This window comes from Streptomyces sp. NPDC044064, assembly GCF_056434245.1.
In genome coordinates this window covers 26016-41893 of record NZ_JBWKFN010000036.1, presented here as the reverse complement: position 1 = coordinate 41893, position 15878 = coordinate 26016, and the positions used below count along the sequence as shown (strand labels likewise).

Sequence of the window (15878 nt, the reverse complement as noted above, 5' to 3'; positions counted from 1 at the left end):
CGGCGGGTGTTGGCGTACTACCGGCAGCCGCAGCCCGCCAGCGCCGTCGCCGTCCTGTCCAAAGCCGCCTGGGCCTCGTCGCGGTTGGTCGTGCCGGAGGCCAGGAAGGCGAAGGCCAGGAGGTGGCCGTCCTGGTCCACGACCGTGCCCGCCAGGGTGTTCACTCCGGTGAGGGTGCCCGTCTTCGCGCGTACGACTCCTGCGGCGCCGTCGGTGTAGCGGGCGGCCAGGGTGCCGGTGAAGTGGGCCACGGGGAGGCCGGTGAGGACCGGGCGGAGGCCGGGGCGGGCGGGGTCGGCGGCCTTGACCAGCAGGGCGGTGAGGAGGTTCGCCGTGAGCCGGTCGTCGCGGTTGAGGCCGCTGCCGTCGTGGAATGCGGCGCCGGTCATGGGCAGGCCGAGCTTGGTGAGCCGGGTGGCGATGGCCTTCGCGCCGCCGTCGAAGCTGCCCGCCCGGCCACTGGCCAGGGCGGTCTGGCGGGCCAGGGCCTCGGCGATGTCGTTGTCGCTGTTCGTCAGCATGCGCTCGACCAGGGCGGACAGCGGGGGCGAGGAGACGGTGGCGAGGGTCTCGGCCCGGCTGGTGGCCTTGGAGGGGCCGGGAGGCGTGGACTTGATGCCGGCCTGCCCGAGGTAGTCCGCGAACTTGCGGGCCGCGTCGGCCGCCGGGTCACTCACGCGGGTCGCCGGGCCGCTGGTGGATTTGCCGATGCGGCCCTCGTCGGCGGTCAGGGCGCTGACCGGGGCGAGGTTCTCGTCGACGCCGACGGGATGCAGCGCGGGGCCGGAGAAGAGCGTGGTGTCGTAGGAGAGCGTGATCCGGTCGATGCCGCGCTTCTCGAGGGCGGCCGCCGCGTCGGCGGCGAGTGTGCGCAGGCTCGCCCAGCCCTCGGCCTTCGGGCGGGCGGTGAGGGTGGGGTCGCCGCCGCCGACCAGGATCAGTTCCTTGGTGTCGGGTTCGAGTGCGGCACGGGTGGTGAGGCGGTGGTCGGGGCCGAGCGCGGACAGGGCGGCGACGGCGGTGGCGATCTTGGTGGTGGAGGCGGGGGTGAAGGCCCGGTCGGCGGCGGTGCCGTACAGCTGCTTGCCGGTGCTGACGTCGACGACGGCCGCCGCCTGGCCGCCGCCGAGCTCGGGGGCGGCCAGGAGCGGCTCCAGGACGTCCGAGAGGGCCTGCCGGCCCGGCGGGGCCTTCTTGGTGCTGACGGTGCCCGTGGAGCTGCCCAGGCCCGTCAGGACGGCCGCGGCGCTCGGTGCGGGCCGGGGTCCCCGCGGGCTGGTGCCGGAGTCGCCGTGATCTGCGCCACCTGACCGCTCCAGGGCGGCGACCCGGTCCCGCTCGGCCGTACGCTGACCGTTGGCGTCCCAGGGACCGGCGACGGTCACCACACCGGCGGCCAGCGCCAGCCCGGCGGTGGCGGCGCCCGCGGTGTACTGCCAGGTCCTGACGGCTCGCGGCCGGGGGAGGTGTGCAAACCCGGGGCGCACTGCCTTCGTCAGCCGCGCGACCCCTGGTTTCGCGGCCGTCACGGCGCGCGCCAGTCGCGGTCGTACGGCGTTCGCGAGCCGCACCATCTGCGGTCTCGCGGCTCGCCAAGGCCTCAGCTCTGGCACGACCACCAGCCCCTTTCGCGATCACACACCTGCGTGAGGGACACTTAACCACCAGAACTATGTGCTGATCATGGAGGAGCCACCGGTGGAGTTCGACGTCACGATCGAGATCCCGAAGGGTTCGCGGAACAAGTACGAGGTGGACCACGAGACCGGTCGGATCCGGCTGGACCGTCGTCTCTTCACCTCGACCGCCTACCCGGCCGACTACGGCTTTGTCGAGAACACCCTCGGCGAGGACGGCGACCCGCTGGACGCGCTGGTCATCCTGGACGAGCCGACCTTCCCGGGCTGCCTCATCAAGTGCCGTGCGATCGGCATGTTCCGGATGACGGACGAGGCGGGCGGCGACGACAAGCTGCTGTGCGTTCCGTCCACGGATCCGCGGGTGGAGCACCTGCGGGACATCCACCACGTGTCCGAGTTCGACCGCCTGGAGATCCAGCACTTCTTCGAGGTGTACAAGGACCTGGAGCCCGGCAAGTCGGTCGAGGGTGCCAACTGGGTGGGCCGCACGGACGCCGAGGTGGAGATCGAGCGGTCGTACAAGCGCTTCAAGGAGCAGGGCGGTCACTGACCACCCCGCGCCCGCGAACGGGCCGTACGCGCACGCGTGCGGCCCGTTGGCGTACCCATGCGCATACTGAGGCTTACGGAAGGTCGCGTTCAGGGAGCAGTGCCAGGTGACGGAGGCGGAGGACCGCAAGCCCCGGTCGGACGAGGCGCGGTACGACCCGGAGATCACGTCCGAGTTCGCCGTTCCCGAGGGCATCGAGGCGCCCGAGGGCGCGGTCGAGCCGGAGACCACCTCCGAGTTCGCCGTGCCGGAGGGGCTGGCGGTGCCGCAGCCGCCGAGTGCCGAGCCGGAGGGGTCGGCGTTCAGCCTGCCGCGCACCTACAGCGCCACGGACGCCCCGCCCGCGTTCACCCCGGCGACCGGGATGCCGGCGGTCAGCCTGATCAAGGACGCGCCCTGGCAGGACCGGATGCGCACGATGCTGCGCATGCCGGTGGCCGAGCGGCCGGCGCCGGAGCCGGTGCAGAAGGCCGAGGAGGGCGGGCCCGCCGTCCCGCGCGTGCTCGACCTGACGCTGCGTATCGGGGAGCTGCTGCTGGCGGGCGGCGAGGGCGCGGAGGACGTGGAGGCCGCGATGTTCGCGGTGTGCCGGTCCTACGGGCTGGACCGCTGCGAGCCGACCGTCACCTTCACGCTGCTGTCGATCTCCCATCAGCCGTCCCTGGTGGAGGACCCGGTCACCGCGTCCCGGACGGTACGCCGGCGGGGCACGGACTACACACGGCTCGCGGCCGTGTTCCAGCTGGTGGACGACCTGACCGACCCGGAGACCCATGTCTCCCTGGAGGAGGCCTACCGGCGGCTGGCGGAGATCCGCCGCAACCGGCACCCCTACCCCGGCTGGGCCCTGACCCTGGCGAGCGGGCTGCTCGCGGGTGCGGCCTCCGTGCTGGTCGGCGGTGACCTGATCGTCTTCGTGGCGGCGGCGATCGGCGCGATGCTCGGCGACCGGCTGGCGTGGCTGTGCGCGGGCCGGGGGCTGCCGGAGTTCTACCAGTTCACGATCGCCGCGATGCCCCCGGCGGCGATCGGTGTGGCGTTCTCGCTGGCGCACGTCGACGTGGCGGCGTCCGCGGTCGTCACCGGTGGGCTGTTCGCGCTGCTGCCCGGGCGGGCGCTGGTGGCGGGCGTGCAGGACGGGCTGACGGGCTTCTACATCACCGCGGCGGCCCGCCTGCTGGAGGTCATGTACTTCTTCGTCGGCATCGTCATCGGTGTGCTGACCGTCCTGTACTTCGGCGTGAAGGTGGGCGGCGAGCTCAACCCGGACGCGGCGATGAACATCTCCGACCGGCCGCTGATCCAGATCGCGGCGTCCATGCTGCTGTCGCTGACGTTCGCCGTGCTGCTGCAGCAGGAACGATCCACCGTGCTGGCGGTGACCCTCAACGGCGGTGTGGCGTGGTCGGTGTACGGCGCCATGCACTACGTGGGCGGCATCTCCCCCGTCGCCTCCACGGCGGTGGCTGCCGGGCTGGTGGGGCTGTTCGGGCAGCTGCTGTCGCGGTACCGGTTCGCGTCCGCGCTGCCCTACACGACGGCGGCGATCGGGCCGCTGCTGCCCGGTTCGGCCACGTACTTCGGGCTGCTGTCCATGGCGCAGAACGAGATCGACAAGGGACTGGTGTCCCTGGCGAAGGCCGCTTCGCTGGCCATGGCGATCGCCATCGGGGTCAACCTGGGATCGGAGATCTCCAGGCTGACCCTGCGGGTCGGCTCCGCGGGCAAGCGGAGGGCTGCCAAGCGGACCAGGGGATTCTGAGCCGCCTAGTAGTTCCGGGGGTACCCGTTCTGGTCGTACTGCTGCTGCGGGTACTGCTGCTGGTCGTAGTACTGGTCGTCGTACCCCTGGTGGCCCTGGTGGCCCTGGTGGCCCTGGTGGCCCTGATGGCCCTGGTGGCCCTGGTTGTCATAACCCTGCTGGCCGTGGTGGTCGTAGCCCTGGTTCCAGTACTGCTGGTCCTGCTGCGGCTGCTGCTGGTACGGCTGCGGCTGCTGCTGGTACTGGGGCTGGTACGGCTCCTCCGGCTCGATGCGGCGGAGCTGGGTGGTGGCGGCGTCCATGACCGGGGAGGGCTGCTGCTGGTACTGGGGCTGCTGGGCAGGCCGAGGCGTCTCCTGCGGGGCCTTCTTGGCCTTGCCGCGCGCGCGGAGGAACTCGATCGCGATGGGGACCACCGAGACGAGGACGATCAGAATGAGGATCGCCTCGATGTTCTTGTTGACGAAGTCGATGTTGCCGAGCCAGGAGCCGAGCAGGGTGACGCCCGCGCCCCACAGGACACCGCCGATGACGTTGAAGACCAGGAACGAGCGGTACTTCATGCCGCTGACGCCGGCGATGATCGGCGTGAACGTGCGCACGATGGGCACGAAGCGGGCCAGGACCAGGGACTTCGGGCCGTACTTCTCGAAGAACTCGTGCGCCTTGGTGACGTTCTCCTGCTTGAAGAGGCGGGAGTCCGGGCGGTTGAAGAGGGACGGGCCGACCTTCTTGCCGAACATGTAGCCCGCCTGGTCGCCGAGGACCGCGGCGAGGCAGATCAGGGCTATCGCGCCCCACAACGGGAAGTCCAGCTGGTGGGACGTGATCAGCAGACCGCAGGTGAACAGCAGCGAGTCGCCCGGCAGGAAGAACCCGATGAGCAGACCGGACTCGGCGAAGACGATGAGCAGCAGGCCCCAGATGCTGTACGTGTTGAGCAGGTAATCGGGATCGAGCCAGCTCGGGCCGAGGGCGAGTGTCATCACGGGTCCGGGCTCCTGAGGGGGATGAGGGCGGCTACGGCGTCCTTGTGCGGCCGCACAAAACTACCAACGCGATGTGACCGCCCCAGGTTCCACCGGTGACTCCAGGATGCACTGTGGGGCAACTGGGGCAAAGCTGTGAGCCATGGGACTCGATGACTACGGCGGCGGCCAGGGGCCCCAGCCCGACGTGCTGGTCGTCACGACCAACGACGTGCCCGGATACCGGGTGCAGCAGGTGCTCGGTGAGGTCTTCGGGCTGACCGTGCGCTCGCGGCACCTGGGCAGCCAGATCGGCGCCGGACTGAAGTCGATGATCGGCGGCGAGCTGAAGGGCCTCACCAAGACGCTCGTGCAGACCCGCAACCAGGCCATGGAGCGGCTGGTCGAGCAGGCACGCGCGCGCGGCGCCAACGGGGTGCTGGCGTTCCGCTTCGACGTGACGGAGGCCGCCGACGTGGGCACGGAGGTGTGCGCGTACGGGACCGCGGTGGTCCTGGCCCGGGACTAGGCCCCCGGGCCAGGCGTCACGCGGTGTGCCGGTCCGCGTTCGCGGTGATCGCCTCGCTCAGGTGATCGGCGAGCCCGGGCCGCATGGCGTCGTAGAACGCCTTGAAGCGCTCGTCGGCGACGTACATCGCGCCCAGGCAGCGGTGCATGGGGTGCGGGCACTCGTAGAACCACTTGCCGATGTGCCGGCGGTGCTCCTCGGCCAGGTCCATGGCCGCCTCCCCCGACGGCTGCTCGCCGGCGGTCATCAGGGCGACGTAGCGCTCGGTCCAGTCGTCGACCTCCGCCTGGAGGCGCTTCCAGTCCTCCTTGGTGTAGCGGGCGGCGCGGCGCTGCGACTCCGCGTACGCCTCGGTGCCGCCCCAGCGCTGCTCCGCCTCCTCGGCGTACTGCTCGGGGTCCTTGTCCCCGAAGACCTCGAACCGCTCCTCGGGCGTGAGGTTGATGCCCATCGTGCGTGCCTCCATCGCGTGCTCCACGGCCGCGGCCATCTTCTGCAGCTTCTCGATCCGGGCGGTCAGCAGCTCATGCTGGCGGCGCAGGTGCACACGCGGGTCCGCCTCCGGATCGTCGAGAAGGGCCGCGACCTCGTCGAGCGGGAAGCCGAGCTCCCGGTAGAACAGGATCTGCTGGAGCCGGTCGAGGTCGGCGTCGCCGTAGCGCCGGTGGCCGGCGTGGGTGCGCTCGCTGGGCACGAGCAGGCCGATCTCGTCGTAGTGGTGCAGGGTGCGCACCGTGACCCCGGCGAACCCCGCGACCTGTCCCACGGAGTAGCTCACTTTTCCGCTCCTTGTCGTCGGTACGTCCTCCACGCTGAGGCCTCACGCCACGTGAGGTGCAACCCCGTTTCGTTTCGGGATGTTCGACATCTTTTGTCCGCTTATGGTGATCTCGTGGCCCAGGACAGCGCGCAGCAAGCGCCCACCACCGCTCCCGCGGCCCCCGCGCGCGCCCTGTTGCCCCTGATCCTGCCCGCTCTGCTCGTGGGCGTGGTGTGCAGCCTGCTCTACGTCGGGGTGAGCGTCGCCGCCGAGCAGCTCGAAGACGTGCTGTGGCAGAACCTGCCCGCCGCCCTGGGGATCGGCGGCTACTCCACGCTGTGGATCTTCGTCATGCTCACCGCGACCGGCATCGCGGTCGGTCTGGTGGTGTGGAAGGTGCCGGGACACGCGGGTCCGGACCCGGCCACCATGGGGCTGAACGCGCCCGCGCTGCCGCCCGTCGTACTGCCCGGCCTGCTGCTGGCGGCGGCCCTGATGCTCGCGGGCGGCCCGAGCCTGGGCCCCGAGAACCCGATCATCGCCACGAACGTCGGGCTGGCGGTGTGGCTGGGCCACCGGTTCATGCCCAGGCTGCCGAACCCGCTGTGGATGGCACTGGCGGAGGCGGGGACGCTCGGCGCGCTGTTCGGCACCCCGGTGGCCGCCGCCCTGGTGATCTCGGAGGCACTGGCCGGGCAGCGGATCAGAGGGCTGCTGTGGGACAACCTCTTCGCCCCGCTGGCCGCCGCCGCGACGGGCGCCCTGACGACCGACCTCCTCCACCACCCGAGCTTCGACCTCCATCTGCCCCCGGTCGGCCGGCCGGACGCGGGCAACATCCTGGCGGCGATCGTCGTCGCGTCGGTCGCAGCGGTGCTCGGCATGTGCGCGGTCCACGCCTTCCCGTACCTCCACCGCGCCTTCCAGCGGCTGCGGCACCCGATGCTGATGCTTCCGGTGGGCGGACTCGTCCTGGGTGCGCTGGGGGCCCTGGGCGGCCCGCTGACGCTCTTCAAGGGGCTGGACCAGATCTCCGAGCTGGCGGCCGACCCCGAGGGCTGGACGGCCGGACAGTTCGCCACCATGACGGTGGTGAAACTGGCCGCCCTGACGGTCGCCGCGACCTGCGGCTTCCGCGGCGGCCGGATCTTCCCCGGCGTGTTCATCGGCACCGCACTCGGTCTGTGCGCCCACGCCCTGGTGCCCGGCGTCCAGCCCGCCGTGGGGGTGGCGGCGGGCGTGCTGGGCATGCTCCTGGCCATCACCCGGCAAGGCTGGGTGAGCCTGTTCACCGCGGCGGTCCTGGTCGCCTCGCCCGCCATCCTCGCCCTGCTCTGCATCGCCTCGCTGCCGGCCTGGCTGCTGGTGACGGGGCGGCCGCAGATGCAGATGCGGGCGGACGGCACACAGATCCGCTGACCAACTCCCGTTTCTGGAGGCACGTACATGGCCCTGCACAGAGGTCCCGAGAAGCACGACGAGCGGCCGATGTCGGTCAACCCGTTCTTCGGGGAGGCGAACCCGGTTGTCGAGATGGCCGAGGCCCCGCCCAAGCACCGGCTCCCCGACACGCCCCTGCCTCCCACCACGGCGGCGCAGATCGTGCACGACGAGCTGATGCTGGACGGCAACTCCCGTCTGAACCTGGCCACGTTCGTCACCACGTGGATGGAGCCGCAGGCCGGGGTGCTGATGGCGGAGTGCACGGACAAGAACATGATCGACAAGGACGAGTACCCGCGCACGGCCGAGCTGGAGCGGCGCTGTGTGGCGATGCTCGCCGACCTGTGGAACGCGCCGGACCCGTCGGCCGCCGTGGGCTGTTCGACCACGGGATCCAGCGAGGCGTGCATGCTCGCCGGGATGGCGCTGAAGCGGCGCTGGGCGAAGCGCAACGCCGACCGCTACCCGGGGGCACGCCCGAACCTGGTCATGGGCGTCAACGTCCAGGTCTGCTGGGACAAGTTCTGCAACTTCTGGGAGGTGGAGCCCCGGCTGGTCCCGATGGAGGGCGAGCGGTACCACCTGGATCCGCAGGCGGCGGCCGAGCTGTGCGACGAGAACACCATCGGGGTCGTCGGCATCCTCGGCTCCACCTTCGACGGGTCCTACGAGCCGATCGCGGACCTGTGCACGGCCCTGGACGACCTCCAGGAGCGCACCGGTCTGGACATCCCGGTGCACGTGGACGGCGCGTCCGGGGCCATGGTGGCGCCCTTCCTCGACGAGGACCTGGTGTGGGACTTCCGCCTCCCGCGCGTGGCCTCGATCAACACCTCGGGCCACAAGTACGGCCTGGTCTACCCGGGCGTCGGCTGGGCCCTGTGGCGGGACAAGGAGGCGCTGCCCGACGAACTGGTCTTCCGGGTGAACTACCTGGGCGGCGACATGCCGACCTTCGCGCTCAACTTCTCCCGGCCCGGCGCCCAGGTGGTCGCGCAGTACTACACGTTCCTGCGGCTGGGCCGGGAGGGCTACCGGGCGGTGCAGCAGTCGACCCGGGACGTGGCGCGCTACGTCGCCGGCAGGATCGAGGCGCTGGACGACTTCCGGCTGCTCACACACGGCGACGAACTGCCGGTGTTCGCCTTCACCACCGCTGAGGGCGTGACGTCGTACGACGTCTTCGACGTCGCCCGGCGGCTGCGCGAGGGCGGCTGGCTGGTGCCCGCGTACACCTTCCCGCCCAACCGGGAGGATCTCGCCGTGATCCGGATCGTGTGCCGCAACGGCTTCTCCCACGACCTCGCCGACCTGTTCGTGGACGACCTGGCCCGCCTGGTGCCGGAGCTGCGCCGGCAGCCGCATCCACTGACCCGGGACAAGGAGGCGGCCACCGGCTTCCACCACTAGCGGCCCAGGCGCGCGAACTTCCGTACCGCCAGCGGGAGGAACACGGCCAGCAGGCCGAGCGGCCAGATCACGGCCGCCCCCACGTGGCCCGGATCGCCGCCCTGGCCGCCGAGCAGGTCGCGCACCGCCGTCGCTGTCCGCGACAGCGGGTTCCACCGGACGGCCGTGCCCAGCCAGTGGGGCATGGCGTCCGGCGTGGCGAGGGCGTTGGAGAAGAAGCCGACCGGCCAGACGAGGATCTGCACGCCCTGGACCATCTCGGGCCGGCCGGCGACCAGGGCGAGGTGGATGCCGACCCAGAGCATCGCGAAGCGGAGCAGCAGGAGCAGACCCACGGCGCCCAGGAAGGCGCCCGGGCCGCCGTGCGCCCGCCAGCCGAGCGCGTACGCAACCGCCGTCATCAGGGCGAGCGCGACCGCCGACTGGAGCATGTCGGCCGCCGAACGGCCCACCAGGACCGCCCCGTTGGTCATGGGCAGGGAGCGGAAGCGGTCGATGACGCCCTTGTCGAGGTCCTGGGTGACGTTGAGCATCGTGCCTTCCAGGCCGAAGGCCATGGTGAGCGCGAGCATGCCGGGCACCAGGTAGTCGACGTAGTCGCCGGTGACGCCCCGGCCGCCGCCGACCAGGTAGCCGAACATCAGCAGCAGCATCACCGGGAAGACCAGGGCCACCAGCACCTGCCCGGGCTGCCGTGCCCAGTGGGCGAGTTCGCGCCGGGTCATGGTCCAGGAGTCGGTCAGGACGTACGGGGCCACCGCCATCACACGGCCTCCTTCACTCGGTTCCCGTCACCGGTCAGGTGCAGGAACACCTCGTCCAGTGTGGGCCGGCGCAGGGCGACGTCCGCCGCCTCGATGCCGGCCGCGTCGAGGGCGCGTACGACCCCGGAGAGCGCGCTCATGCGGTCGGTGACCGCGGCGCTGAGCAGCCGTCGGTCGGTGTCCACCGAGACGCCGGTGACGGGCAGCAGGGCGACGGCCTCGCCGAGCCGGCCCGCGTCGCGCAGGACGACGTCGATGCGGTCGCCGCCGGTGAGGGTCTTCAGCTCGTCGGGGGTGCCGTCGGCGACGACCCGGCCGTGGTCCACGAAGGCGATGCGATGGGCCAGCTGGTCGGCCTCCTCCAGGTACTGGGTGGTGAGCAGGACCGTCGTGCCGCCGCCGACCAGGGAGCGGACGGCGGCCCAGACCTCCGCGCGGCCGCGCGGGTCGAGGCCGGTCGTCGGCTCGTCCAGGAAGAGCACCTCGGGGTCGGTGATCAGAGAGGCCGCGAGGTCGAGGCGGCGGCGCATGCCGCCGCTGTAGCGGGCCACCGGGGTGCGGCCGGTGTCGCCGAGGCCGAAGCGGTCCAGGAGTTCGGCGGCGCGCACGCGCGCGCGGCGGGCGCCGAGGTGGTGCAGGCGGGCGAACATCTCCAGGTTCTGCCGGCCGTCCAGCTGCTCGTCCAGGGCCGCGTACTGGCCCAGCAGGCCGATGCGCCGCCGCACCGCGCGGGCCTCGGTGAGGACGTCGTGCCCGGCGACCTCGACGCGGCCGCCGTCCGGCCTGAGCAGGGTGGACAGGATCCGCACCAGGGTGGTCTTGCCCGCCCCGTTGGGGCCGAGCACCGCGTGCACCGTGCCGCGGCTGATGTGCAGGTCGAGCCCGTCCAGGGCGTGTCTGGTGCCGTAGGTCTTGCGTGCGTCCTCGACGGTGATCGCCGTGTCGGCCACGTGCCAACTCCCTCGCTAGTCAAACTTGACTACTTCCTCGAAAGTAACGCGGGCCGACCCATTGGTCAAACTTGATTAGCGGTCGTCCTCCGGATGCCGCTCCCCCGTCGCGTACGGGTTCTCCTGACCCTCGGTGAGCACGCCCACGAAGCGCTCGCCCTCGCCGGCGAACGTGTAGGCGCCCGCCTCCAGGCGGGCGATCAGCCCCTGGGTCCAGGCCTCGTCGGAGTCGGCCGTGTGGACCCAGAGGTTCATGATCTCGCCGATGTGGCCGAGCTGCCCGGGACCGTCCTCGGGGATGTAGTGCCCGGTGACGGCGGCCCGCCACTGCCCGATCCGCCGGATCCGCTCCCGGAGCAGGTCCAGCGCCTCGGCCCGCGCCAGCTCGACCAGGAAGCCGATGGCCGCCGACTGGATGTCCATCTTCTGGTCGTAGGAGACCAGGGACTCCCGCAGCAGCCGGAAGAATTCCTCCTCGCCCCGGTCCGTGATCTCGTACTCGGTGCGCGGCGGCCCGCCGGCCGTGGAGGGCGCGATCTCGTGCGCGTGCAGCAGCCCCTGCTTCTCCATCTGCTTCAGGGCGTGGTAGATCGAGCCCGGCTTGGCGTTGGACCACTCGTGCGCGCCCCAGTACTCCAGGTCGTTGCGCACCTGGTAGCCATGGGCCCGCCCGTGCTGGCGCACCGCGCCCAGCACGAGAAGACGGATCGCTGACATGCGGTCCAGGTTATGGCGCGCAGCTAGCCCGCCTGCTCCAGGGCCACCAGCTCGAACGCGGTCTTCCCGTCCAGGGACTCGCGGATGATGTCGGCGTGGCCGGCGTGCCGGGCCGTCTCGCGGATCAGGTGCAGGCACAGCCAGCGCAGGGAGACGCGGCCCTCCGGCGGGAACCACGGGTCGGGCGGCAGCGGGAAGCTGTCGTCCAGGCTGGGCGCGGATCGGATGAACTTCTCCGTCTCGGCGGTGACCTCCTCCCAGAACGCGAGCTGCGAGGCGATCGTCTCGTCGCCGACGAGCTGGAAACTCTCGTGCCAGTTCGATTCGTCGCGCCGGATCGCCGGCGGTTCCTGCTTGGCCCGGGCCACCCAGCCCTGCTCGACCTCGGCGACGTGCTTGAGCAGTCCGCCCAGGGACAGCTCGCTGGCGCTCGGGTGGGATCGGGCCTGCTCCTCGGTCAGCCCCAGCAGCGCCCGGCGGATCCCGCCGCGCTGTTCCTCGATGAACGCCAGCAGCGCTCCCCGCTCGTCGCCCTGCGTCTCCGCCGCCACGTGAGTGACCATGACCGACCGCCTTCCATCGGGTCCGTTTCCCTGCCACCGACGAAGCTACGGGCCCTTGCGGTCAGGTTCTGTCCGCAAGGGCCCGCCGATCGAGAATGTTCCGGAATCCGGCCTAGAAGGGGAAGCCGCTGCGGCCGTGCTGCACCGAGATCCACTTGATCGTGGTGAAGGCCTCCAGGGTCGTCTCGCCGTTCAGACGGCCGAGGCCGGAGTGCTTCTCACCGCCGAAGGGCACGAGCGGCTCGTCGTGCACCGTGCCGTCGTTCACGTGGAACATGCCCGTGTCGATCTGCTTGGCGAACGCCACACCGCGCTCGATGTCGCCCGTGTGGACCGCGCCGCTGAGGCCGTACGGGGTGTCGTTGACGATCCGGACCGCCTCCTCCTCGCCGTCGAAGGGGACGAGGAAGACGACCGGCCCGAAGACCTCCTGCTGGAGCAGCGCGGAGTCGGCGGGGACGTCGGTGAGCACGCTGGGCTCGACCAGGTTGCCCGTGGTGGTGCCGTGCACCAGGGCCGTGGCGCCCTCGGCGAGCGCCTGCTCGACGGCGCCCGAAACGGCGTTGGCCTGCGCGGAGTTGATCACCGGGCCGATGACGGTCTGCGGGTCTCGCGGGTCGCCGACCTTGAGCGTCCTGACCTTGGCTACGAACTTCTCGGTGAACTCGTCGGCGATCGAGCGGTCCACGAGCACCCGGTTCGCGGCCATGCAGACCTGGCCCTGGTGGACGTACCGGCTGAAGACCGCCGCGTCGACCGCGTAGTCGATGTCGGCGTCGTCCAGGACCACCAGCGCGCTGTTGCCGCCCAGTTCGAGCACCGAGCGCTTGAAGTGCGAGGCGCAGACGGTGGCCACGTGCCGGCCGACCTTGTCGGAGCCGGTGAAGGAGATGACCTTGGGGACCGGGTGCTCGATGAAGGCGTCGCCGATCTCGGCGATGTCGGTGACGACGACGTTGAGCAGGCCGCCGGGCAGTCCGGCTTCCTCGAAGATCTTCGCGACCAGGGTGCCGCCGGCGATCGGGGTGTTCTGGTGCGGCTTGAGCACCACACCGTTGCCGAGGGCGAGGGCCGGGGCCACCGACTTGATCGACAGCAGGAACGGGAAGTTGAACGGGCTGATCACGCCCACCACACCGACCGGCACCCGGTAGACGCGGTTCTCCTTGCCGTCCGCCGGCGAGGGCAGGATCTTCCCCTCGGGACGCAGCGCCAGGTGGACCGACTCGCGCAAGAACTCCTTGGCGAGGTGAAGCTCGAAGCCCGCCTTCACGCGCGTGCCGCCGAGCTCCGCGATGATCAGGTCGGCTATCTCCTGCTCGCGGTCCTCTATCAGCCTCAGGGCCCGCTCGAAGACCGCACGACGGGTGTACGGGTTGGTCGCGGCCCACTGCTTCTGGGCACGGGCCGCGGCCCGGTAGGCCTGGTCGACCTCTTCGACGGTGGCCACCGTGATCGAGGCCAGCTTCTCGTCGTCGTAGGGGTTGAAGTCGATGACGTCCCAGGAACCGGTGCCCGGGCGCCATTCACCGTCGATGTACTGCTGGGCCAGCTCGGTGAAGTAGGACGACATGTGATCCCTCAATCACTAGCGATGCCAGATCCTGGTCACGGTCTGATCATCCGTCATCGTACTTGTGATTCAAGAGAGTTGAAGGTAAGCGCTCAAGACAGCTGAAGCAGACCCCGCAAGAGGTCCCGGCTCTCGTCCGGGCCCGGGCTGTCCTGCTGCAGCTCCTTCAGTGCCTGCTCGTACTGGGCGACGTCCTCACGCTTGTCCAGGTAGAGGGCGCTGGTCAGCTGCTCCACGTACACCACGTCGGACAGGTCCGACTCGGGGAAGCTGAGGATGGTGAAGGCGCCGCTCTCGCCGGAGTGCCCGCCGAAGCCGAACGGCATGACCTGCAGCCGCACGTTGGGCCGCTGGGAGATCTCGATCAGGTGCTGGAGCTGGCCGCGCATCACGTCGCGGTCACCGTAGGGACGGCGCAGGGCGGCCTCGTCCAGGACGATGTGGAACTCGGGGGCGTTGTCGTCGAGCAGGTGCTTCTGCCGCTCCAGACGCAGCGCCACCCGCCGCTCCACGTCAGCCGCGCCGGCGCCCTTCATCCCGCGCCGGACCACCGCGCGGGCGTACTCCTCGGTCTGCAGCAGGCCGTGCACGAACTGCACCTCGTACACCCGGACCAGGGAGGCGGCGCCCTCCAGACCCACATAGGTGGGGAACCAGCTGGGCAGCACGTCGGTGTAACTGTGCCACCAGCCCGCGACGTTGGCCTCCCGGGCGAGGGAGAGCAGGGACTCGCGCTCCGCTTCGTCGGTGATGCCGTACAGCGTCAACAGGTCTTCCACGTCCCTGGTCTTGAAGCTCACCCGGCCCAGCTCCATCCGGCTGATCTTCGACTCGGACGCACGGATCGAGTACCCCGCCGCCTCGCGCGTGATCCCCCGTGCTTCACGCAGTCGCCTGAGTTGCGAGCCGAGCAGCATGCGCCGCACCACCGATCCGGGCTCTCCCGCGCTCACGTTCGCCAGCCTCCCCAACCGTCTTTGGGGCCGAAGTCTGCCACTAAAACACTTCGAGCAGTACTCGTCCGGTTACGGAAACGGAAAGAGGTCAGCCGTTTTCCACAGGAAGAGGTCAGGACCTCTGACAGACTTGCGATCCAAGTTGGCGGAAAAAATGGCCAAGAAGCGGTACGGGCAGGTTCAATTCGGTCGCGTGCACGTGCATCTGCCCTTGCATCTGCCCTTCCCATCCGAAACCATGGTGCAGCGCCACCGCTGCATCGCAACGACCGCGAATTCCCGGGAGTGCCTCGCATGGGAACGAATGGATCGACCATGCTCAAGCCGTTACGGCAGGGCCTTCCGCCGCTGGATCCCGCGGCCGTGTCCGATGCCGCCTCCTGCGCTCTGCCCGCCCGCTACGAAGCGGTGCGCGAGGCCCGCCGCTTCACCCGGGCCACTCTGGACCAGTGGGACGTGGGCGACCGCTTCGACGACATATGTCTGGTCGTCTCCGAACTCGTCACCAACGCCCTGCGTCACGGACTGCCGCTTCCCCACCGCCCTTCCGGCGAGGCCTTGCGGGCCGCGTCCTCCGACTCGGCCGACACGGTGTGCCCCGAGCGCGCACCCTCGGTACGGCTGCACCTGATGCGCTGGACCGAGCGGCTCGTGTGCGCGGTGCGCGACCCCAGTCACGAGACACCCGTCCCGCGCGACTCGGACGACTTCTCGGCCGAGTCGGGGCGCGGACTGTTCCTGGTCGACTCCTTCGCCGACAGCTGGGGCTGGCACCCGCTCGCGGGCAGCCTCGACGGCAAGGTCGTCTGGGCGCTGTTCCGGCTCCGAACGGCCGAGTGACGCAATGCGGCGTCGACCGACGCCACATTTCTACGCGCGTACACCCGGACTTCGCCCGGCCGCCGCCCGACTGTCCCGACCACCCCGGCCGACCGGGCCGGTGAGTCGTTTCAGCCGGCGATCAGATGGTCGAACTCGCCGTCCTTGATACCGAGGAGCATGGCCTCGATCTCCGCGCGCGTGTAGACGAGCGCGGGCCCGTCCGGGAAGCGCGAGTTGCGCACGGCCACCTCGCCGCCGGGCAGCCTCGCGAACTCCACGCAGGAGCCCTGCGAGTTGCTGTGTCTGCTCTTCTGCCAGGCCACGCCGTCCAGCTGCGTGGCAGCCATGCCGTTGTAAGCCATGCCGTTGTACACGTCGTACCCCCCGTACACGCCGTCAACGTCGCGGTCCACAGGTCGCTCCCCGGTGGTGCACTGGCTGGTGTGGCCATGGATGCTGTAGTCAACCGAC

At 70.5% G+C, this 15878-nt stretch carries 16 protein-coding genes; 6 read left to right on the top strand and 10 right to left on the bottom strand.

From position 1 onward, the window contains the following. Positions 1 to 17 precede the first annotated feature (17 nt). The gene (dacB, locus tag AC07DS_RS39460; protein ID WP_479153592.1) at positions 18 to 1574 is read right to left on the bottom strand and encodes a D-alanyl-D-alanine carboxypeptidase/D-alanyl-D-alanine endopeptidase; all 1557 of its coding nucleotides are present in this window, start codon (positions 1572 to 1574) and stop codon (positions 18 to 20) included. 124 nt (positions 1575 to 1698) lie between these two features. On the opposite strand from dacB, the gene AC07DS_RS39455 reads away from it, so the two are divergent. Next, positions 1699 to 2190, top strand: coding sequence for an inorganic diphosphatase (locus AC07DS_RS39455; RefSeq protein WP_073901115.1), 492 nt, complete (start codon positions 1699 to 1701; stop codon positions 2188 to 2190). Between the two features lie 106 nt (positions 2191 to 2296). Then, a complete protein-coding gene (locus AC07DS_RS39450) occupies positions 2297 to 3952 on the top strand; it encodes a threonine/serine exporter family protein (protein ID WP_479153461.1) in 1656 nt (551 codons plus the stop codon). Positions 3953 to 3957: 5 nt separating this feature from the next. Here the strand turns inward: AC07DS_RS39450 and AC07DS_RS39445 are convergent, their stop codons facing one another. Then, positions 3958 to 4941, bottom strand: coding sequence for a DedA family protein (locus tag AC07DS_RS39445; protein ID WP_479153459.1), 984 nt, complete (start codon positions 4939 to 4941; stop codon positions 3958 to 3960). 142 nt (positions 4942 to 5083) lie between these two features. Here AC07DS_RS39445 and AC07DS_RS39440 point away from each other — a divergent pair, with 142 nt between their 5' ends. Then, positions 5084 to 5449: a YbjQ family protein gene (locus tag AC07DS_RS39440; RefSeq protein WP_479153457.1), complete on the top strand. Its 366-nt coding sequence runs from the start codon at positions 5084 to 5086 to the stop codon at positions 5447 to 5449. A gap of 16 nt (positions 5450 to 5465) precedes the next feature. On the opposite strand, the gene AC07DS_RS39435 is transcribed toward AC07DS_RS39440, so the two are convergent. Next, the gene (locus AC07DS_RS39435) at positions 5466 to 6227 is read right to left on the bottom strand and encodes a MerR family transcriptional regulator (protein WP_479153455.1); all 762 of its coding nucleotides are present in this window, start codon (positions 6225 to 6227) and stop codon (positions 5466 to 5468) included. Between the two features lie 114 nt (positions 6228 to 6341). Between AC07DS_RS39435 and AC07DS_RS39430 the strand changes: the two genes are divergently transcribed. After that, a complete protein-coding gene (locus tag AC07DS_RS39430) occupies positions 6342 to 7628 on the top strand; it encodes an ion channel protein (RefSeq protein ID WP_479153454.1) in 1287 nt (428 codons plus the stop codon). Positions 7629 to 7655: 27 nt separating this feature from the next. Continuing rightward, positions 7656 to 9062, top strand: a complete 1407-nt coding sequence (gene gad, locus AC07DS_RS39425; RefSeq protein WP_479153452.1) for a glutamate decarboxylase — start codon at positions 7656 to 7658, stop codon at positions 9060 to 9062. Here gad and AC07DS_RS39420 read toward each other — a convergent pair. The 6 genes from AC07DS_RS39420 to AC07DS_RS39395 form a co-directional block, all read right to left on the bottom strand. Beyond that, positions 9059 to 9820, bottom strand: coding sequence for an ABC transporter permease (locus AC07DS_RS39420; protein ID WP_479153589.1), 762 nt, complete (start codon positions 9818 to 9820; stop codon positions 9059 to 9061). The two genes, gad and AC07DS_RS39420, sit on opposite strands and share 4 nt — an antisense overlap. A 5-nt stretch (positions 9821 to 9825) precedes the next feature. After that, entirely contained in the window at positions 9826 to 10776 is a 951-nt protein-coding gene (locus AC07DS_RS39415; RefSeq protein WP_479153450.1) for an ATP-binding cassette domain-containing protein, read from the bottom strand. A 75-nt stretch (positions 10777 to 10851) separates the two neighbouring features. Next, complete coding sequence (locus tag AC07DS_RS39410; RefSeq protein WP_479153448.1) at positions 10852 to 11493, bottom strand: PadR family transcriptional regulator; 642 nt, start codon at positions 11491 to 11493, stop codon at positions 10852 to 10854. A gap of 23 nt (positions 11494 to 11516) precedes the next feature. Further along, the gene (locus tag AC07DS_RS39405) at positions 11517 to 12056 is read right to left on the bottom strand and encodes a DinB family protein (RefSeq protein ID WP_479153446.1); all 540 of its coding nucleotides are present in this window, start codon (positions 12054 to 12056) and stop codon (positions 11517 to 11519) included. A 112-nt stretch (positions 12057 to 12168) separates the two neighbouring features. Beyond that, on the bottom strand, positions 12169 to 13629 hold the full coding sequence (locus AC07DS_RS39400; RefSeq protein ID WP_479153443.1) for an aldehyde dehydrogenase family protein: 1461 nt from the start codon (positions 13627 to 13629) through the stop codon (positions 12169 to 12171). 92 nt (positions 13630 to 13721) lie between these two features. Beyond that, positions 13722 to 14546 carry a helix-turn-helix domain-containing protein gene (locus AC07DS_RS39395; RefSeq protein WP_479153587.1) on the bottom strand — a complete coding sequence of 275 codons (825 nt, stop codon included), beginning with the start codon at positions 14544 to 14546 and terminating at the stop codon, positions 13722 to 13724. Between the two features lie 333 nt (positions 14547 to 14879). Between AC07DS_RS39395 and AC07DS_RS39390 the strand changes: the two genes are divergently transcribed. Then, positions 14880 to 15425: an ATP-binding protein gene (locus AC07DS_RS39390; RefSeq protein ID WP_479153441.1), complete on the top strand. Its 546-nt coding sequence runs from the start codon at positions 14880 to 14882 to the stop codon at positions 15423 to 15425. Positions 15426 to 15535: 110 nt separating this feature from the next. Here the strand turns inward: AC07DS_RS39390 and AC07DS_RS39385 are convergent, their stop codons facing one another. Next, positions 15536 to 15769, bottom strand: coding sequence for a DUF397 domain-containing protein (locus tag AC07DS_RS39385; RefSeq protein WP_145885903.1), 234 nt, complete (start codon positions 15767 to 15769; stop codon positions 15536 to 15538). Positions 15770 to 15878 lie beyond the last annotated feature (109 nt).